This window comes from Methylobacterium aquaticum, from assembly GCF_001043915.1.
Classification (GTDB): Bacteria; Pseudomonadota; Alphaproteobacteria; order Rhizobiales; family Beijerinckiaceae; genus Methylobacterium; species Methylobacterium aquaticum.
Window position 1 is genome coordinate 16,707 of record NZ_LABX01000050.1, and the last position, 18,959, is coordinate 35,665.

16 protein-coding genes and 1 other RNA gene are annotated in these 18,959 nt (G+C 71.1%); 12 read left to right on the forward strand and 5 right to left on the reverse strand.

Going from position 1 to position 18,959, the window contains the following annotated elements:
* Positions 1-192 precede the first annotated feature (192 nt).
* Both zapE and VP06_RS07060 read left to right on the forward strand, forming a co-directional pair.
* On the forward strand, positions 193-1,392 hold the full coding sequence (gene zapE / locus VP06_RS07055) for a cell division protein ZapE (RefSeq protein ID WP_048463121.1): 1,200 nt from the start codon (positions 193-195) through the stop codon (positions 1,390-1,392).
* A gap of 81 nt (positions 1,393-1,473) precedes the next feature.
* Complete coding sequence (locus VP06_RS07060) at positions 1,474-2,610, forward strand: M20 family metallopeptidase (RefSeq protein WP_048463122.1); 1,137 nt, start codon at positions 1,474-1,476, stop codon at positions 2,608-2,610.
* Between the two features lie 22 nt (positions 2,611-2,632).
* Here the strand turns inward: VP06_RS07060 and VP06_RS38545 are convergent, their stop codons facing one another.
* Positions 2,633-4,366: a methyl-accepting chemotaxis protein gene (locus VP06_RS38545; protein WP_197093152.1), complete on the reverse strand. Its 1,734-nt coding sequence runs from the start codon at positions 4,364-4,366 to the stop codon at positions 2,633-2,635.
* Between the two features lie 587 nt (positions 4,367-4,953).
* Between VP06_RS38545 and VP06_RS07070 the strand changes: the two genes are divergently transcribed.
* On the forward strand, positions 4,954-5,559 hold the full coding sequence (locus tag VP06_RS07070; RefSeq protein ID WP_048463123.1) for an NUDIX domain-containing protein: 606 nt from the start codon (positions 4,954-4,956) through the stop codon (positions 5,557-5,559).
* Positions 5,560-5,611: 52 nt separating this feature from the next.
* Here the strand turns inward: VP06_RS07070 and VP06_RS07075 are convergent, their stop codons facing one another.
* The gene (locus tag VP06_RS07075) at positions 5,612-6,601 is read right to left on the reverse strand and encodes an alpha/beta fold hydrolase (protein WP_048463124.1); all 990 of its coding nucleotides are present in this window, start codon (positions 6,599-6,601) and stop codon (positions 5,612-5,614) included.
* A 409-nt stretch (positions 6,602-7,010) separates the two neighbouring features.
* Between VP06_RS07075 and VP06_RS07080 the strand changes: the two genes are divergently transcribed.
* The 8 genes from VP06_RS07080 (at position 7,011) to truA (ending at position 14,005) form a co-directional block, all read left to right on the forward strand.
* Complete coding sequence (locus VP06_RS07080; RefSeq protein ID WP_082167235.1) at positions 7,011-8,378, forward strand: RtcB family protein; 1,368 nt, start codon at positions 7,011-7,013, stop codon at positions 8,376-8,378.
* A 67-nt stretch (positions 8,379-8,445) separates the two neighbouring features.
* An RNA gene (gene ffs, locus VP06_RS34055) (signal recognition particle sRNA small type) lies at positions 8,446-8,542 on the forward strand.
* 64 nt (positions 8,543-8,606) lie between these two features.
* Positions 8,607-10,619: a DNA polymerase III subunit gamma/tau gene (locus VP06_RS07085; RefSeq protein WP_048463125.1), complete on the forward strand. Its 2,013-nt coding sequence runs from the start codon at positions 8,607-8,609 to the stop codon at positions 10,617-10,619.
* Between the two features lie 65 nt (positions 10,620-10,684).
* A complete protein-coding gene (locus VP06_RS07090) occupies positions 10,685-11,005 on the forward strand; it encodes a YbaB/EbfC family nucleoid-associated protein (RefSeq protein ID WP_048463126.1) in 321 nt (106 codons plus the stop codon).
* An 88-nt stretch (positions 11,006-11,093) separates the two neighbouring features.
* On the forward strand, positions 11,094-11,699 hold the full coding sequence (gene recR / locus VP06_RS07095; protein WP_048463127.1) for a recombination mediator RecR: 606 nt from the start codon (positions 11,094-11,096) through the stop codon (positions 11,697-11,699).
* 104 nt (positions 11,700-11,803) lie between these two features.
* Positions 11,804-12,319 carry a peptide deformylase gene (gene def, locus VP06_RS07100; RefSeq protein ID WP_048463128.1) on the forward strand — a complete coding sequence of 172 codons (516 nt, stop codon included), beginning with the start codon at positions 11,804-11,806 and terminating at the stop codon, positions 12,317-12,319.
* A 1-nt stretch (position 12,320) separates the two neighbouring features.
* Positions 12,321-13,253 carry a methionyl-tRNA formyltransferase gene (gene fmt, locus VP06_RS07105; RefSeq protein WP_048463129.1) on the forward strand — a complete coding sequence of 311 codons (933 nt, stop codon included), beginning with the start codon at positions 12,321-12,323 and terminating at the stop codon, positions 13,251-13,253.
* Positions 13,253-14,005 (forward strand): tRNA pseudouridine(38-40) synthase TruA, encoded by a 753-nt coding sequence (truA, locus tag VP06_RS07110; protein ID WP_048463130.1) that lies wholly within the window; start codon positions 13,253-13,255, stop codon positions 14,003-14,005. Before fmt ends, truA begins: the two co-directional genes overlap by 1 nt.
* Here truA and VP06_RS07115 read toward each other — a convergent pair whose 3' ends face one another.
* Positions 14,006-14,575 carry a hypothetical protein gene (locus VP06_RS07115; RefSeq protein WP_048463149.1) on the reverse strand — a complete coding sequence of 190 codons (570 nt, stop codon included), beginning with the start codon at positions 14,573-14,575 and terminating at the stop codon, positions 14,006-14,008.
* Between the two features lie 53 nt (positions 14,576-14,628).
* Positions 14,629-15,831: a succinyl-diaminopimelate desuccinylase gene (gene dapE, locus VP06_RS07120; protein WP_048463131.1), complete on the reverse strand. Its 1,203-nt coding sequence runs from the start codon at positions 15,829-15,831 to the stop codon at positions 14,629-14,631.
* A gap of 122 nt (positions 15,832-15,953) precedes the next feature.
* Here dapE and VP06_RS07125 point away from each other — a divergent pair, with 122 nt between their 5' ends.
* Positions 15,954-16,733, forward strand: coding sequence for a HesA/MoeB/ThiF family protein (locus tag VP06_RS07125; protein WP_048463132.1), 780 nt, complete (start codon positions 15,954-15,956; stop codon positions 16,731-16,733).
* A 24-nt stretch (positions 16,734-16,757) separates the two neighbouring features.
* On the opposite strand, the gene VP06_RS07130 is transcribed toward VP06_RS07125, so the two are convergent.
* Positions 16,758-18,743 carry a methyl-accepting chemotaxis protein gene (locus VP06_RS07130; RefSeq protein WP_245291084.1) on the reverse strand — a complete coding sequence of 662 codons (1,986 nt, stop codon included), beginning with the start codon at positions 18,741-18,743 and terminating at the stop codon, positions 16,758-16,760.
* Positions 18,744-18,959: the final 216 nt, after the last annotated feature.

An 18,959-nucleotide genomic window follows, 5' to 3' on the forward strand; every position in this document is an offset into this window, starting at 1 on the left:
AGGTGCACTCCGGACGGGGGACGGCACGATCTCGAGCGTTTCCTCATCCCGGTCGGCGACCGGGATTGTGCAATGCAGCAAGTGGTGAGCCGTTCCGGGATTGCCCGGCACGACGGCCGTGCCGGTGGCGCATGACGCCGCCATGATCTCACCGCATTGCGCAGGCCCGTGCGCCGCGATAATCCCCGTCGCGTGACGCAAAGCCCCGCTTCCGCCGCCCGCTTCCCGGTCTCCGCCCGCTACGACGCCCTGGTCGAGTCGGGCGCGATCGAGCGCGATCCCGCCCAGACCGACCTCGTCGCGCGCCTCGACGGGCTGATCCGCGACCTCGCCGCGACGCCGCCTCCGGAAAAGCCCGGCGTCCTCGGCCGGCTGTTCGGCCGCAAGCCGGAGCCGGTGGCAGCCCCCCGCGGCCTCTACGTCTGGGGCCTGGTCGGCCGCGGCAAGACCATGCTGATGGACATGTTCCACGAGGCGGCCCCGGCCCCGAAGCGCCGGGTGCATTTCCACGCCTTCATGGGCGACGTGCACGAGCGCATCCATCGCCACCGCCAGGCGGTGAAGCAGGGCACGGCGAAGGGCGACGACCCGATCCAGCCGGTCGCCGAGGCGCTGGCAGCGGAGGCACGCCTGCTCTGCTTCGACGAATTCACGGTCACCGACATCGCCGATGCGATGATCCTCGGGCGCCTCTTCACCGCCTTGTTCGCCCGCGGCGTGGTGATGGTGGCGACGTCGAACGTCGAGCCCGACCGGCTCTACGAGGGTGGGCTCAACCGTGCCCTGTTCCTGCCCTTCATCGACCAGCTCAAGGAGCGGGTCGCGGTGGTGCGGCTCGATTCGCGCACCGATTTCCGCCTGGAGAAGCTCGGCGGCAGCCCGGTCTACCACGTGCCGGCGGACGAGGCGGCGGCACAGGCCCTCACCGGGGCGTTCCGGGCTCTGTCGGGGGAGGCGAAGGGCCGGCCGACGACCATCACCGTCAAGGGCCACGAGGTGGCGATCCCCGAGGCCGCCGGCGGCGTCGCCCGCTTCACCTTCCCGGATCTCTGCGCCCGGCCGCTGGGGGCTGCCGACTACCTGGCCCTGGCCCAGCACTTCCACACCGTGATCGTGGAGGAGATCCCGGTGATGGACATGCCCCAGCGCAACGAGGCCAAGCGCTTCATCATCCTGGTCGACGCGCTCTACGACACCCGCACCAAGCTGCTGGCCTCCGCCGCCGCCGAGCCGACCGGGCTCTACCTCGCCGAGTCGGGCCGCGAGGCGTTCGAGTTCCAGCGCACGGTCTCCCGCCTGATCGAGATGCGCTCGGAGGAATACCTCGCCCTGCCGCATGGACGGCCGGATTCCGAGGCATCGGGCAGCACGACGGGGCTGGTGGAGACGTAACCGCCCTTCGTGACGGCGCCGCATTTCGCGCCGAAACGGTGGCGTATCCGAGTTGTTAGATCTTTCCCGCCGAGGCTCCCGATGCCCCCCTCCCCCCTGCCCCCCGTCCCGTCGCCCGAGCACGCCGTCGCGGCGATCTCGCGCTGGCTGGCCGTCGAGAGCCCGACGGACTCGGCCGAGGGCGTCAACCGGATGATGGATCTCGTCGCCGGGGAGGCCGCCAGCTTGAGCCTCGCCGCCGAGCGGGTGCCGGGCCGCGACGGGTTCGGCGACAACCTGATCCTGCGGGCGGGGCCACGGACGGGCGAGCCGGGCCTTCTGGTGCTGTCCCATCTCGATACCGTCCACCCGATCGGGACGCTCGCCCGTGACCTGCCGGTGCGGGTCGAGGGCGACCGGCTCTACGGGCCGGGGGTCTACGACATGAAGGGCGGCGCCTGGCTGGCGCTCCAAGCCTTCGCGGCGGCGGCCCATGGCGGCGCGGCGCGGCGCCCGCTCACCTTCCTGTTCAGCAGCGACGAGGAGACCGGCTCGCCATCGACCCGCGGGCTGATCGAGGATCTGGGACGTCGGAGTGCCGCCGTGCTGGTGACCGAGCCCGGCCGCGACGGCGGCAAGGTGGTGACCGGCCGCAAGGGCGTCGGACGCTTCGACGTCCATGTCGAGGGCCGTCCCTCCCATGCCGGCACCCGCCATGCCGATGGCCGCAACGCCATCCGGGAGGCCGCCCGGCTGATCCTGGAGATCGAGGGGCTGACCGACTATGCCCGCGGCGTCACCACCACGGTCGGGACGATCAGTGGCGGCACCGCCGAGAACGTGGTGCCGCAGCATTGCCGCTTCGCCGTCGACCTGCGGGTCGTCACCGCGGCGGACGGCCTGGACTATGCCGGCCGGATCCTCGGCCTGACCGCGACCGAGGAGTTTCGCGTGACGGTGACCGGCGGCATGAACCGGCCGCCCTACGATGCCGAGGCCGGCGCCGCGCTCTATGCCCATGCCAAGGCCCTGGCCCGGGACGAACTCGGGATCGATCTCGGCGAGGTGCCGCTCACCGGCGGCGGCTCGGACGGCAACTTCACGGCCGCCCTCGGCATCCCGACCCTCGACGGGCTCGGCATCGACGGCGACGGGGCGCACACCCTCCAGGAATACGGCCTGATCTCCTCGATCGCCCCGCGCCGGCACCTGATGCGGCGGCTGCTGGAGACGCTGTGAGCCACCGGCCTCCCCGCTCGGCTCAGGTCCGGTAGGCCGTCCGGCAGGCGCCCCAGTGGCGCCCGAGCACCCGGATCGGCGCATCGACCTCGCGCACCTGCACCGTCTCGTGACCGAGCCGGCGCCGATAGGCCTGGACCGTGAAGGGCCGCAGCGAGCGCGCCGCCGTGATGCCGGTGCGGTCGTCGAAGATGCGCCGGTGGCGGCAATGGGCGTCGTTCCAGACCGGGTCGTCGGGCCTCTGCGGCTGCGAGACCTGGCGGTTGTGGATCGGCACGAAGCCGTTGCGGTCGGTCGGAATGCAGAACAGCATCCGGTTGTCCTGGAGCAGCGGCGGCTCGATCAGCGGCCGCAGGATCCGCTCCAGGGTCTCGATCGCGTCGTTGAGGAATTGCGGCGGGTTGCTGCCGGCCATCCGCCGGTATGCGGTGTCGAACAGGGCCTCCTGGGTGATGCGCCCGGCCGTCACTTCCCCCTCCATCGCCGCCGCCATCGCGGCGGCGATCGATTGCGCCCGGGCGATCAGGGGCTGGTAGTCGGCCGCGAGATCGGCCAGAACCGTGCCCAGGCGCTCCCGCGCCGCCTCGTCCAGTGCCGCGAAGCGCAGATGGAGGCCGACCGGGCTGACCGCGACGACCTGCCCGGCAACCGGGCCGAGACGCTCGACCTCGAGGGCGAGCGTGGCCCCTACGGCAGGCGCCGGCCCCGCCATCCCCTCGAGGAGCAGTCCGCCGGCGCTGAGATCGATCGTGCGGGTGCGCCTTCCGTCGCGCAGGCGGACGGGCAGCTCGGCCGGGTAGCGGTCGAGACGGCGGCGGTCGCCGACCTCGCTCTGCCGCACCACGGCCACGAAGCGGCGGCCGAGCCCTTCGGCCTGGCCGGCCGCCTCCGCCGCCTGCGCCTCCGCCCGGGCGGCAAGCCCCTCGACCCGGTCGGCGGTGGTGCAGGCGTTCCGCGCGTCCCGGCTCACTCCGGCGACGAAATCGGCGGCCCGTCCGGCCTCGCCGGCGAGCCCCGCGACCGCCGCATTCTGGTCACCGGCAATGTCCAGGACCGTCGCGAAGGCCGGCCGCATCGCCGCGACGGCGCCGGCCACGGCGGTGATCGCAGTACCGGAGGCGGCGGCGCCCTCGCGCAGCCGCGCGATCCGGTGGCGCACATCCTCGGCGGCGCGGCCGGTCTCGATCGCCAGCGCCTTGACCTCGCCCGCGACCACGGCGAAGCCGCGCCCCGCCTCGCCGGCCCGGGCCGCCTCGATCGTCGCGTTGAGGGCGAGAAGGTTGGTCTGGCGCGAGACCGCCGCGATCGCATCGACCACCCCGACGATCTCCTCGCTGGCCTTGGCGAGGGCCAGCATGAAGGCCCGCGCCTCTTCGGCCCGGTCGGTCGCTGTGCCGAGATGGCCATCGGCCTGGCTCATCGCCGCCACGATCCGGTCCGATGTCGCCGAGAGCGTGCGGCTGGTTCCGAGGATCTTGTCGGTCATCGCCTCCGCGTCGCCCGCCGCCTCGGCGAGGCGGCCCATCTGGGTCCGGATGTCGGCGATGTCGGCCTGCATGCCGCCGACCTCGGATCGCGCCGAGCCGATCGCGTCCCCGACCCGCGTGATGGCGGTGAGGACGTCCGCCTCCATCGCGTCCATCGCGTCGTGGGCCGGCCCCGCGGCCGCGCCATCGGGCACGACGACCGGCGCGGTCAGGACCGGGTGGGCGGCGGGCGCCGAGGGCTTCGAACGGGACAGGGAGAAGAGCGACATGCCGACGAACATCGCGCCCAACGGTCAATGGTTGGTTAATGACGGGTGGGAGCGATGTAGTCCGCCCCTACCTTCGGCAACCCGCCAGACCCTTACGCCACTCGTCACCGCTTTCGGATGCGAAATCCAAGTCGAGCAGCAGATACTTATCATGAAATTTCTGACAGTGATGTATCAAATATGATTTTATTGCAATTTACCTGCTTCATATACCTTATTTATCTGACGATTGCGTGAACGATCCTGACGATCGAGCTGGATTCATGCGCTGCCTCGACCTCCGCTATCGCACGGCGCGCGGCCGACCCTTACGGACGATCCCCAACGACGTCGCGTGTCCCTTACGGCAGCGGGACCGTCGACACCGCGGCCCGACGAGGCTCCATGGCGTCTTGATCGGCCGGCGATGCCTGCGCCATCGCCGTGCCAAGGTGGAAATCGGCTTTTGCCCGCGCGCCGTTCGGGCCTCATCTCACGCCTGCGTCACCCCTCGGCGCGACCGGTCCGCCCCCGCGCCCGGCTCGGGCCGCCAAGCGGAACGCGGCAGCGCCCGGAGTCTTGTCCGAGGATTGAAGGAGAGAGCCGAGATGACGAGGCACGACGATCCCGCGGCGACGCGCTCGCCCTGGGTGACGCTCGCGCGCGACCGCCGCTACGAGGACCGTTACCTCGGCGTCGATCTCGACCAGTTGCGCCACGTCTCGGGCCGCGAGCATCCGCACGTCGCCTTGCGCTTCAAGGTGTTCGGCGTCGCGGTGCTGCCGGTCGATGCAGACGGCCGGGTCAGCCTGATCGGCCAGTACCGCTACGTGCTCGACCGGTTCACCTGGGAACTGCCCCGCGGCTCGGGCCCGGTCACCGAGGATGCGCTCGCCACCGCCCGGCGCGAATTGGCGGAGGAAACCGGCGACGAGGCGGAATCCTGGCTGGAAATGCTGCGCCTCGACGCCTCGCCGGGCATCTCGAGCGAGCAGGTGCCGGGCTTCGTCGCCTGGAACCTGAAGCGCGGCCCGGCCCATCCCGACCCGCAGGAGAGCCTGCGGCTGCGCCGCCTTCCCTTTTCCGAGGCGGTGGGCGAGGCGCTGTCGGGCGCCATCACCGACGGGCCGAGCGTGGCTTTGCTCCTGTGCCTGGCGGAGCGGGCCCGGCGGGGAGACCTGCCGGGGGATCTTCTGGACTTGTTGCGCGGGTAGCGATCGGGCGCAGGTGTCTCGCGGAGCCTTCAGAGGTGTGCCGAAGACCGCCTCATGGGGCCGACAGTTCGCGCAGCAACGCTTCGTGGAACCGGTCCGGCGCCTCGACCTGCGGCGCATGGCCGAGGCCCTCGAACATCACCAGGCGCGCCCCCTTGATCCGGGCCGCCACCTCCGGCCCGAGCCGGTCGTAGCGCCCCAGGGTCTCGGCCAGAGCCGGTGCGGCGCGATTGGCGCCAGGAGCCGTGCGATCCTTGTCGCCGGCCATCAGCACCGTCGGCACGCGCAGGCGATCGAGTTCGTGCACCACCGGCTGGGTGAACACCATGTCGGAGGTCTGGGCCTGGTTCCAGGCCACGCGCTCGGCTCCGGAGCCGGCATAGAGCCCGGCCTGCATGTCGACCCAGCGGTCATAGGCCGGCTTCCATTGGCCGTCATAGTAGAACTTGAGCTGGTAGGCTTTGATTGTCGCCGCGCTTGTCTTGCGCTCGGCGGCATAGGCAGCATCGATGGTCTGATAAGGCACGCCCTTCTGCTGCCAATCCTCGAGCCCGAGGGGATCGACCATCACCAGCCGCTCGACCGCCTCCGGGACCATCAGCGCGTAGCGGGCCGCCAGCATCCCGCCCATCGAGTGCCCGACGATGGTCGCTTTCGCGATGCCCAACGCCGCGAGGAGCCCGTGGGTGTTGGTGGCGAGCTGCTGAAAGCTGAACTGATAGCCGGTCGGCTTCGTCGACTTGCAGAAGCCGACCTGGTCGAGGGCGAGCACGCGATATCCCGCCTGCGCCAGCACGCCGATCGTGTCGCCCCAGGTCGCGGCGCAGAAGTTCTTGCCGTGGAGCAGCACCACGATGCGGCCGTTCGGGCGCTCCGGTGCCACGTCCATGAAGGCCATCGACAGTTCCTGCCCCTGCGACGCGAAAGCGTGGCGCCTGACCGGGTAGGGATAGTCGAACCCCTGGAGTTCGGGCCCGTAGGAGGGGGCGGCGGACGCCGCCGTGGCAGCGAGGAGGGCGACGGCGAGGAGCGGAAGGCGCATCGGGCGGGTCTCGGAAGGGGATCCAGGCTCTTGCAATCTAAGCAGATTTCGCCGAAGTGGTTGCCGGTTCGGCGGCAAAAATCTGCGATCAAACAAGACCCTCAGCGGACGAAGCGTTGGCCTGCCAACGCAAGTCTGCTTAGGGCTCGCAACCTGGGGCGCGATTGCGCAGAGCCTCGCTCTCGGCCGATCGCGTCGTGATCGAAGCGAGTCGTCACGGGGCGACGGTGGCTCGGGCATCCCGGACGCCGGCGCCGGGCCGCGCGACCACCGGCTGGAACGCGACGTGCCTCCGCGTTACCCTGGCACCGTCACCCCGGTTCGGAGCCCGAGGGGGCAGCCCAGGCTCCACGACCGTCCCGAAGGGCACGGCCGAGAGCCGCGGGTCGTCAGCGCAGGAGACAACCCCGTGATCGATGGAGCGACCCTGATCGCCTGGGGCTTCCAGCCGGACCGCTGGTTCAAGCAGGGCATCGCGACGGCCAACGCCATGCGCGCGGCGGGCGAGAGCGACGACGCGATCTTCGCCCACTTGCAGACCCTCGCGCCGGTCGAGACCCTGCTGCGCACGAACGGCCTGCCCTATGGCCTGTTCCTCGACGCCGAGACCCCGGCCGAGCGGGCGAATGCCGCGGCAGTCGCGGCGCATATGGACGCACTGATGCGGGTGCCGACGATCAAGGCCGGGGCCGTGATGCCGGATGCCTGCCCGTCGGGCTCGGCCATGGGCACGATCCCGGTCGGCGGCGCGGTGGCGTGCGAGAACGCCATTCATCCCGGTTTCCACTCGTCGGATATCTGCTGCTCCGTCGCCGCCACGATCTTCAAGCGCGACGACGATCCGGTGAAGGTGCTCGACGCCGTGCAGCGGGTGACGCATTTCGGGCCCGGCGGCCGCGCCAAGCCGATCCGACCGGCTTTCGAGGGCGACACGGATTTCGGCGACAACCCGTTCCTGAGGGGCCTGGAAAACTTCGCGCTCGGGCATTTCGGCAGCCAGGGCGACGGCAACCACTTCGCCTATGTCGGCCGTCTCCGGTCGACGGGGCAGATCGCCCTCGTGACGCATCACGGCTCGCGCGGCCTCGGCGCGCAGCTCTACAAGCGCGGCATGGCGGCGGCCCGGCGCCATACGGCGATCGTGGCGCCGAAGGTGCCGGCGCACAATGCCTGGATCAAGGCCGACAGCCCGGAGGGCCGATCGTACTGGCAGGCGTTGCAGATCGTGCGGAGCTGGACCAAGGCCAATCACGCCATCATCCACACGATGGTGCGCCAGGAGATCGGCAACCAGATCGCCGACACGTTCTGGAACGAGCACAACTTCGTCTTCCGGCGCGACGACGGCTTGTTCTATCACGGCAAGGGCGCGACGCCGTCATGGTCGGGCTATTCGGCGGACGATGACGGCCGCACCCTGATCCCGCTCAACATGAGCGAGCCGATCCTGATTACCGCCCACCGCGACCACAAGGGCTCCCTCGGCTTCGCGCCCCACGGCGCCGGCCGCAACGCCTCCCGCAGCCAGCACCTGCGCGAGAACGGCGACGCGCTCGCCGCGGAACTCGCGGCGTTGCAGGCGCGCGGCCTCGACATCCGGTCCTATTGCGGCATCCCCGACCATTCGGAGCTGCCCTCGGCCTACAAGGACGCCGCAGCGGTGCGGGCCCAGATCGACAAGTACGATCTGGCGCGGGTCGTCGACGAGATCACGCCCTGCGGCTCGATCATGGCCGGCGACTGGGAGCGGGACGCGCCCTGGCGGAAGCCACGGTGAGCCTCGGCCGGGAGGGCACGCCGTCCGGCCGCTTGCGTTTCCGGCCGCGCCCCGCCATATAGGCGTCGGGAGGTTGGCGAGGGACGTTTCACTCGCCAACCGGGTCAGGTCCGGAAGGAAGCAGCCCTAACGAGACCGAGCGGGTTTTCGTCCAGCCTCCCACCCCCACCCGTTTCAGGAGCGCGTGCGCCCCCTCTCCGGGGGCCGCCCTCACGACCCTGCGAGCGCATGGACGAGACCTCCGGCACGCCCTCGATCGACGAGCCGGGTCTCCCCGGATTCAGCGCGGCTCCAGCCCGGCCTGCCCCCGCCTACCGGGTGCTGGCGCGCAAGTACCGGCCCAAGGATTTCGACGACCTGATCGGCCAGGGCGCCATGGTGCGGACCCTGGCGAACGCCTTCGAGGCCGGCCGCATCCCGCAGGCCTGGATGCTCACCGGCGTGCGCGGGGTCGGCAAGACCACCACCGCCCGCATCCTCGCCCGCGGCCTCAACTACGCGCTTGCCGACGAGCCGAATGCCGGGCCGACGATCCGGCTGCCCCGCCTCGGCCTGCATTGCGCCGCCATCATGGAATCCCGGCACATCGACGTGCTGGAGATGGACGCCGCCTCGCATACCGGCATCGACGACGTCCGCCAGATCATCGACGGCATCCGCTACTCGCCGGTCTCGGCGCGTTACAAGGTCTACATCGTCGACGAGGTCCACATGCTGTCCGAGAAGGCGTTCAACGCCTTCCTGAAGACGCTGGAGGAGCCGCCGCCGCACGCGAAGTTCGTCTTCGCCACCACCGAGATCCGCAAGGTTCCGGTCACCATCCTGTCGCGCTGCCAGCGCTTCGACCTGCGCCGGGTCGAGGCCGGGGCGCTGATCGCCCATCTCCAGAAGATCTGCGACGCGGAAGCCGTCTCGGCCGAGGCCGAGGCGCTCGCCGCCATCGCCCGGGCGGCGGAAGGCTCGGTGCGCGATTCGCTCTCGCTCCTCGACCAAGCGATCGCCCACGGCGCCGGCCACGTCACCGCCGAGACGGTGCGCGACATGCTCGGCCTCGCCGACCGGGCCCGGGTCGTCGACCTGTTCGAGGCGGCGATGCGCGGAGACGTGCCCGCCACCTTCGCGGAATTGCGGGCCCAGCACGAGTCGGGCGCCGATCCGGCGGTGGTGCTCTCCGACCTCGCCGAGTTCACCCATCTCGTCACCCGGCTGAAGCTCGCGCCCGAATCGGCCCGCGTCGACACCTCGCTCAGCGAGGTCGAGCGGGTCCGCGGCGGCGATTTCGCCGATCGGCTCTCGGTGCGGGCCCTGTCCCGCGCCTGGCAGATCCTGCTCAAGGCCATCCCGGAAGTGCAGACGGCGACCCGGCCGCTGGCGGCGGCCGAGATGGCGCTGGTGCGGCTGATCTACGCCGCCGACCTGCCGACGCCGGACGAGGCCCTGCGCCAGATCCGGGAGGGCGCCGGCCCCACCCCGCCGGCCCGGGGCCCGGCTCCGCTGCCCTCCATTGCACCGGTGGCGCAGGCGGCCCCCGTAATGCCGGGGCCGGCTCCCGCCGCCGCGATGCGCGCCGCCCCGGCTTCCGTCGCCGCAGCGCCGGCCCTGGCGCGCAGCCTGCCCGATAGGCCGCAAGCCGCGATCGCATCGGCCGAGGCGGCTCCGGTCCGGCCCGTGCCGGCGATGCCGCGGCCGACCCTGGTCCAGCCCGCGCCCGTCCCCGAACCCGAGCCCGTCACGCCGGCCTCCGCCAAGCCTGCCTCCGCCAAGCCTGCCTCCGCCAAGCCGGCCTCCACCAAGGCGGAGTCCGGGCCGCGCCTGCGCCGGTTCGAGGACGTGGTGGCGCTCGCCGACGAGCGCCGCGACATCGGCCTGAAGATGGCGCTGGAGCGGGAGGTTCACCTCGTCCGCTTCGAGGACGGCCGGATCGAATTCCGCCTCGCTCCGGGCGGGCGGCCGACCCTCGCCAACGACCTCGGCAACGCCCTGAACCTCTGGACCGGCCGGCGCTGGGTGGTGGCCCTGTCGCAGGAGACCGGCGAGGCGACCCTCGAGACCCGGGCGAAGGCCGCGGTCGAGAGCCGCCACCAGGGCGCGGCGAGCCATCCGCTGGTCCAGGCGGTGCTCAAGAGCTTCCCGGGCGCCCAGATCGTCGACGTGCGCGACAAGGCACCCGATCCGCCCGAGTTCGGCGAGGCGCCGCCGCCGGATTCCGACGATCCGGATCTGCAAGCGCCGGACCTGTAGCCGTCAGCCCGCCGGCACCCCACATTCGCTCGACGATTGCTCTCTCTCACCGCGAGGACGCCGCCATGGACATCATGGGACTGATGAAGCAGGCCCAGGCCATGCAGCAGAAGATGGCCGACCTTCAGTCCGAACTCGACGACGTCCAGGTGACCGGCGCCTCCGGCGGCGGCTCCGTCTCGGTGACGATGACCGCGAAGGGCGACGTGAAGGGCCTGAGCCTCGATGCCGCGCTGCTGGTACCGGACGAGAAGGAGATCCTGGAGGATCTGATCGTCGCGGCGCTCAACGACGCCAAGGCCAAGGCCGAGCGGGCCGCGCAGGAGCGGATGCAGGAGCTGACCAAGGGCCTGCCGCTGCCGCCGGGCATGAAGCTGCCGTTTTAGCTCTCTCCCCTCCCCGGGCGATCGCGGGCAGGCCCGCGATCGCCCGGGGAGGGAACCATCGCCTTATTCTCAAAGCAGGCCAACTTTTATGCCCCAGGCCGTCGCGGGTCCGGAGATCGAGCGGCTGATCCAGCTCCTGGCCCGCATGCCTGGCCTCGGGCCGCGTTCGGCCCGCCGGGCCGCTCTCCAGCTCATCAAGAAGCGCGAGACGCTGCTGGCGCCGCTCGCCGATGCCATGAAGATCGCCGCCGACCGGATCGTGGTCTGCCATGAATGCGGCAACGTCGACACGCAGGATCCCTGCACGATCTGCCGCGACCAGAGCCGCGACCCCTCGATGCTGGTGGTGGTCGAGGACGTGTCGGATCTCTGGGCGCTGGAGCGCTCCGGCGCCGTGACGGCGCGCTACCACGTGCTCGGCGGCGTGCTCTCGGCCCTCGACGGGGTGCGGCCGGAGAACCTGAATCTCGGCCGCCTGGTCGAGCGGGTGAGTGCCCCTGAGATGCGCGAGGTGATCCTGGCGCTCAACGCCACCGTCGACGGCCAGACCACCGCCCATTACGTCACCGAGCTTCTCACTCACCTGTCGATCAAGGTGACACGGCTCGCCCACGGCGTGCCGGTCGGCGGCGAACTCGACTATCTCGACGAGGGCACCCTGTCGGCGGCGATCCGCCAGCGCACGGCGTTTTAGCGGGTCCCATCATGGGGTTTGACCCGGGAGAGACGAATCCTTATCTCCCGGACACTTGTGGGCGCCGCTGCGGCGCCCGGCCCCCCGATCTCGCTGGCACCCGAATGAGCATCCGTCCCCTCGTCATCCTGCCGGACGCGCGCCTGCGCGAGATCTCGGCCCCGGTCGGCACGATCACCGGCGACGTGCGGAAGCTCGCGGCCGACATGCTGGAGACGATGTACGATGCCCCCGGCGTCGGGCTGGCCGGCATCCAGATCGGCGAGCCGGTCCGCATCGTCACCATCGACACCTCGAAGGAGAAGGACGAGCGCAAGCCCCTCGTGCTCCTCGATCCCGAGATCGTCTGGACCTCGGACGAGACCCGCCCCTACGAGGAGGGCTGCCTGTCGATCCCCGATTACTATGCGGAGGTGATCCGCCCCGACCGGGTGCGGGTGCGCTTCCGCACCCTCGACGGCGAGACCGTGGAGCAGGAGGCCGACGGGCTCCTCGCCACCTGCCTCCAGCACGAGATCGACCACCTCAACGGCGTGCTGTTCATCGATTACCTGTCGAAGCTCAAGCGCGACCGGGTGATGAAGAAGTTCGCCAAGGCGGCCAAGCGCGAAGCCGCATAAGATGCCGCTCAAGGTCGTGTTCATGGGCACCCCGGATTTCGCGGTGCCGACGCTCGCCGAGATCGTCGGCGGCGGCCACGAGGTCGTGGCGGTCTATACCCGCGCGCCCGCGCCCGCGGGTCGCGGCATGGCCCTGCGGCCCTCGCCGGTCCAGGCGCTGGCGGAAAAGTTCGGCCTGCCGGTGCTGACGCCGGCGACGCTCCGCACCGAGGAGGCGACTGAGACGTTCCGTGCCCACGAGGCTGACGTCGCGGTGGTGGTCGCCTACGGCATGATCCTGCCGCCCGCGATCCTCGACGCGCCGGCCCTCGGCTGCCTCAACCTGCACGCCTCCCTGCTGCCGCGCTGGCGCGGCGCCGCGCCGATCCAGCGCGCCGTGATGGCGGGCGACGAGGAGACCGGCGTCGCGGTGATGCGGATGGAGCCGGGCCTCGATACCGGCCCGGTCGGCATGGTCGAGCGGGTGGCGATCACGCCCGACATGACAGCAGGCGAGCTGCACGACCGGCTGATGCCGCTCGGCGCCGACCTGATGGCACGGGCGCTCGGCGCGCTGGAGCGCGGCAACCTGCACGTCCGGGCCCAGAGTCCCGAGGGCGTCGTCTACGCCCACAAGATCACCAACGAGGAGGCGCGGCTCGACTGGTCGGAAGGAGCCAAGACCCTCCACGACCGGGTGCGCGGCCTGTCGCCGTTCCCGGGCGCCTATCTGATGGCCGATCTCGGCCGCGGGCCGGAGCGGGTGAAGGTGCTGCGCGCCCGTCGCGCCAAGGGGTCGGGCGAGCCCGGCAGGCTCCTCGATCCCATCGGCACGGTCGCCTGCGGCGAGGGCGCCTTGCGCCTCGTCACCGTCCAGCCCGCCGGCAAGGGCGCGATGCCGTTCGAGGACTTTTCCCGCGGCCGGCGGCTCGAACCGGGCACCCGCCTCGCCTGATGCCGCGCTACAAGCTCGTCGTCGAGTATGACGGTACCGCCTTCGCCGGCTGGCAGCGCCAGGCCGCCGACCGCTCGGTGCAGCAGGCGCTGGAGGAGGCGATTGCCCGCTTCACCGGCGGGCCGGTGCGGGTGCACTGCGCCGGGCGCACCGATGCGGGGGTCCATGCCACGCATCAGGTGGTCCATCTCGACCTCGACACCCCGTGGCGCACCGACACCGTGCGCGACGCCGCCAATGCCCATCTCCGTCCGGAGCCGGTGGCGGTGATCTCGGCCGCCGCGGTGAGCCCGGATTTCGACGCCCGCCATTCGGCGATCAAGCGCCATTACCGCTACCGCATCCTCAACCGCCGCTCGCCGCCGGCGCTCACCCGCGGCTTCGTCTGGCACGTGCCCTGGGCCCTCGATGCCGGGCTGATGCACGAGGCGGCGCAGCTGATGCTCGGCCGGCACGACTTCTCCGCCTTCCGGGCGGCGGAATGCCAGGCCAACAGCCCGGTCCGCACCCTCGACCGGCTCGACGTGACGCGGGAGGGCGAGGAGATCGTCGTCGTCACCGCCGCCCGCTCGTTCCTGCACCATCAGGTGCGCGGCATGGTCGGCACGCTGATGCTCGCCGGCGGCGGCCGGCTGACGCCGCAGGGCGTGCGCGACGTGCTCGATTCCCGCGACCGCACCCGCTGCGGGCCGCTCGCCCCCTCGGGCGGGCTGACGCTGACCGGGGTGGATTATCCGGCGGATGTCGGCTGATCACACCAGGGCGTGCGCCCCGCCGGCCAAGCCGGCGACCAGCGCGAAGCAGGCGAGCGTGACCATCACCGCGACCGGGCCGGGCAGGCCGAGGATCGCCCGGGCGGCGCGGGCATGGAGCCACAGCACCACCACCAGGAAGGCGCTCGCCTCGAGCGCCGCGAGGTCCGGCGTGGCGAGGCCGAGGAGCAGCAGGCAACCCGGCAGCGTCAGGGCGAGAAGGCCCGCCGCCAGGCACCAGTTGGTGACGACCACGAAGGGCACGTAGGCCCGGGTGCGGCCGAGGCGGCGCAGGACCGCGATCATCGCCAGCGGCACCGCGAGGAAGCCCGCCAGCAGCCCGGCGACCACGGACGCAGTGATGTGGTCGAGCTGGAACGGCGCCGTGCCGGCCCCGCGCTCCAGGAACAACGCCACCGTGACCGCCGGCGCGGTGAGCCAGATCGCCCCGAAGGAGCGCCAGAAGCCGCGCTCGCTGACGTCGAAGTGGCGCAACGCATCCGGCCGGCGGCCGATCAGCCCGGCCGTGCCACGCAGGGACCGGGTCACCTCGTCAGCGCTCACGAACATCGGCGGCCTCTTGAAAGTCGAGGCCGCCAGATTCAACTTTCGTCTAAGGCCGGTCAAGCCTGACGCTGCGTCGCAGCATCGCCCGGGAAATAGGCGTCCAGCACCCGGCCGACGATCGCCGCCAGCCGGTCGAGATCCGCGATCGCCACCCGCTCGTCGACCTGGTGCATCGTCTGCCCGACGAGGCCGAACTCGATCACCGGGCAGGCGTCCTTGATGAAGCGCGCATCCGAGGTGCCGCCGGTGGTCGAGAGGGCGGGCCGGCGGCCGGTCTCGGCGTGGATCGCATCGGCGACCTGCTCCACGAAGGCGTCGGGCTGGGTGAGGAAGGCAACGGAGTTGGTCGGGCGCACGGTGAGGCTGTAGCGCACGTCGTTGCCGGCGGCGGCGGCCAGGCGCCGTTCCAGCTCGGCGGCCAGGGTCGCGGGCGTCCAGAGGTCGTTGAAGCGGATGTTGAACGTCGCCCGCGCCTCGGCCGGGATCACGTTGGTCGCCGGGTTGCCGACATCCATCGTGGTGAATGCGAGGTTCGAGGCGTCGAAATGCCCGGTCCCGGTATCGAGCGGCTCGGCGAGGAGCCCTTGCGCCAGGCGCAGCAGGCCGGGAATCGGGTTCTCGGCCCGGTGCGGATAGGCGACGTGGCCCTGCATGCCGTGCACGGTCAGGTCGGCCGTGAGCGAGCCGCGCCGGCCGATCTTGATCATCTCGCCGAGGGTGTCGGGATTGGTCGGCTCGCCGAGCAGGCAGTGGCTGAACCGCTCGCCCTTCGCCCGCGCCCAGTCGAGGAGCTTGACGGTGCCGTTCACCGCCGGCCCCTCCTCGTCGCCGGTGATCAGGAAGGCGATGGCGCCGCCGAAATCCGGCCCGCGCCGCTCCAGGAAGGCCAGCACCGCCGCCACCATGCTGGCGATGCCGCCCTTCATGTCGACGGCCCCGCGGCCGAACAGCTCCCCGCCTTCGATCACGGCGCCGAACGGGTCGTGGCGCCAGGCCGAGGCGTCACCCGGCGGCACCACGTCGGTGTGGCCGGCAAAGAGCAGGCACGGCCCCTCGCCGAGGCGGGCATAGAGGTTCTCGATGTCCGGGGTCCCCGGCTCCGAGAAGACCGGGCGCTCGACCGTGAAGCCGGCCGCGGCCAGGATCTCCGCCAGATAGGCGAGCGCCCCGCCCTCGTGCGGCGTGACGGAGGGGCAGCGGATCAGCCCCTGGGCCAGGGACAACGGAGTATGGCTCAGGGGAGAGCGGGAATCGGTCACGGGCACATCCGCACGACGTCGAGGAACGGGTGGCCGCGAGCCGTAGCGCCGAACGGTACGGATGAGAACCATGCGCCCGATGGGCCTTCCCCGCGCCCGGCCTCTCGCTTAAATCACACCGGATGACCGCGCTCAGCCCCGACGAGATCGAACGCTACGCCCGCCACATCGTGCTGCGGGAGGTCGGCGGCCCCGGACAGCTCCGCCTCAAGGCGGCCCGCGTGCTGGTGATCGGCGCCGGCGGCCTCGGCGCGCCGCTGATCCAGTACCTGGCGGCGGCCGGCATCGGCACGATCGGGATCGTCGACGACGACACGGTTTCGCTCTCGAACCTCCAGCGCCAGGTGATCCACGGCACGCCCGATCTCGGCCGGCCGAAGGTCGAGAGCGCGGCCCACGCCGTCGCCCGGCTCAACCCGCATGTCCGGGTCGAGACCCACGCCACCCGGCTCACCCCCGAGAACGCCGAAGGACTGATCGGGAGTTACGATCTCGTCGCCGACGGGTCGGATAATTTTGCCACCCGCTACGCCGTCTCGGATGCCTGCTACCGCGCCCGCCGGCCGCTGGTGACCGCGGCGCTCGGCCAGTTCGACGGCTCGCTCACCACCATCCGGGCCCACGAGGCCGGGCCGGACGGGCAGCCGAACCCGACCTATCGCTGCCTCTTCCCGAGCCCGCCGCCGGCCGGCGCGGTGCCGACCTGCGCGGAAGCCGGCGTGCTCGGCGCGCTCGCCGGCCTGATGGGCTCGCTGATGGCGCTCGAGGTGATCCGCGCCATCGCGGGTTTCGGCGAGCCGCTGGTCGGCCGCCTTCTGATGGTCGACGCCCGGTCCCTCCGTTTCGAGACGTTGTCCTATGCCTGGGACCCGGGCAACCCGTTGAGCGGGACGGACCTGTAAGACCCGCCCCGCATCGAGACCTGATCACGCCGCCCGGATCTCGCCCAGGAAGCCGTCGACCTCCTGCTTGACGGTCAGGGACTGCGTCGCCAGGTCGGCGGCGGCCGAGAGCACCTGCGAGGCGGCGCCGCCGGTCTCGTCGGCCAGCGACAGCACGCGGGCGACGCTCGACGAGACGTCCTGGGTGCCGCGGGCCGCCTCGGTCGCATTCCGCGAAATCTCCGCGGTCGCGGCGGTCTGCTCCACCACCGTGGCGGCGATGGCGCCGCTGATCTCGTTGAGCGCCGCGATCGTGCCGCTGATCTGCCGGATGGCGGCGCTGGCCCGATCGGTGGCGGACTGGATCGCCGTGATCTGCCCGCCGATCTCCTCGGTCGCCCGCGCCGTCTGGCCGGCGAGTTCCTTCACCTCGGCGGCCACCACGGCGAAGCCGCGGCCGGCATCGCCCGCCCGCGCCGCCTCGATCGTGGCGTTGAGGGCCAGCAGGTTGGTCTGGCTGGCGATGGCCGAGATCGTGGTGACGGCAGCGCCGATCTGGGTCGCGGCGGTGCCGAGGCTCGCCATCACGGCGTTGGTGGCGTCCGCCTCGGTCGCGGCATGGCCGGCGACCTCCCGCGAATGGACCACCTGGCGCTCGATCTCGCGCAGCGAGGCCACCATCTCCTCGGCCGCCGCCGCCACGGTCTGGACGTTGGCCGAGGTCTCCTCGGCGGCGGCGCTGGAGGCGACCGCCTGGGCGTTGGTGCCGTCGGCGACCTGGGTCATCGTGCGGGCAGTCGCATCGAGTTCGGATGCGGCCGAGGTGACGATCTCGAGGGAGCCGGCGACCCGCCGCTGGAAGGCGGTGATGAGCGCGTCGACCCGGTCGGCGCGGCGCTGGCGGGCGGAGGCTTGCGCGTCCCGATCGGCCTCGAGGGCGAGGCGCTCCACCGCATTGCGGCGAAACACCTCGACGGCCCGGGCCATCTCGCCCATCTCGTCGGTGGCGTCCTGCGACGGCACCGTGATGGCGGTCTCGCCCGCGGCCAGGCGGCTCATCGCCCGGGTCATGCCGGAGATCGGGCGGGTGATGCTGCGGCCGATCAGGAAGGCCAGGGCGGCGCTGATCGCCAGGATGAGCGCCAGCAGCGCGACCTGCACCTGCTTCGTCGAACTCATCGTGGCGCCGCTGCGCGCGGCGATCTCCTGAAGCGCCGCATCCAGCCTGCCCCGGACCTCCATGCCCGAGGCGACCAGGGCCTCCGTCTTGGCCTTCAGGACCTGCTCGTAGAACGCCTCGCTGTCGAGCATCGCGGAGGCCGCCGCCGTGATGTGCCGGTTGAGGCGATGCAGGGCCTCGTCGAGGGTGCCGAGATCCCGCAGCTGCGCCGGGGAGAGGCTCAGCCCCTTCAGCTTGGCGATCGTCGCCTCGGCGCTGGTGAAGTTCGCCGCCGAGAGGGCGCGGGTCTTCGGATCGGTGGTCGCCAGGAAGCGCCAGTTCATGACGCGGAACAGCAACAGGGTCCGCTCGATCTCCACCGCCTGGGCCAAGAGGGCGTCGTCGCTGCCGGACCGGAGCTGGGCGACGAGCGCACCCGACGCCTTGGTCAGGTCGTCACCCGAGGTATAGACCCCCGCCTTGTTCTCGCGGATCTGGGTGCCGAGCGCGATCAGCTTCGGCAGATCGGCGGCGAGACGGTTCGACTGGTCGCGCAGGTCGGCATAGAGCGCACGCCGCTCCTCCGACAGGGCCCGTTGCACCAGACCTTCGGCGAGCTGCGTCACAGCCGACAGACTGGACTGCATCCCGGTGGCGGCTTCCGGAGTCGGCGTCGTCCGGAACTTCAGGCTCTGGGCCAGGAAGCGGTCGGTCAGGCCGTTCAGCGTATACAGCTCGCGCGCAGCCTGTTCGATCTGGGCCTTGTACCGGAACGTGTCGTCGAGGCTACCGGTCTGCCGGTAGGCGAACCCGCCCATCACGGCCGCCAGGAGCGCCAGGAGCGTGAAGCCGCCATACAGGCGTGCACGCATGTGAAGTTGCATCGAATCGCTCGTCTACCTGAATATATCCATGGTGGACGTTGCGGCACATTTCGGAAATTTCCGTAAACATTTTTGCTTTTACAAATTATGAGTATTTTTTCCTAAAACAATCATCTCGCAGTAGCTCATTACGTGTCAGAGCAATTCGCCAAACAAGCGTGACACGGACGGATGATCAACGCTCACGTCGCGAAACTTTCATCC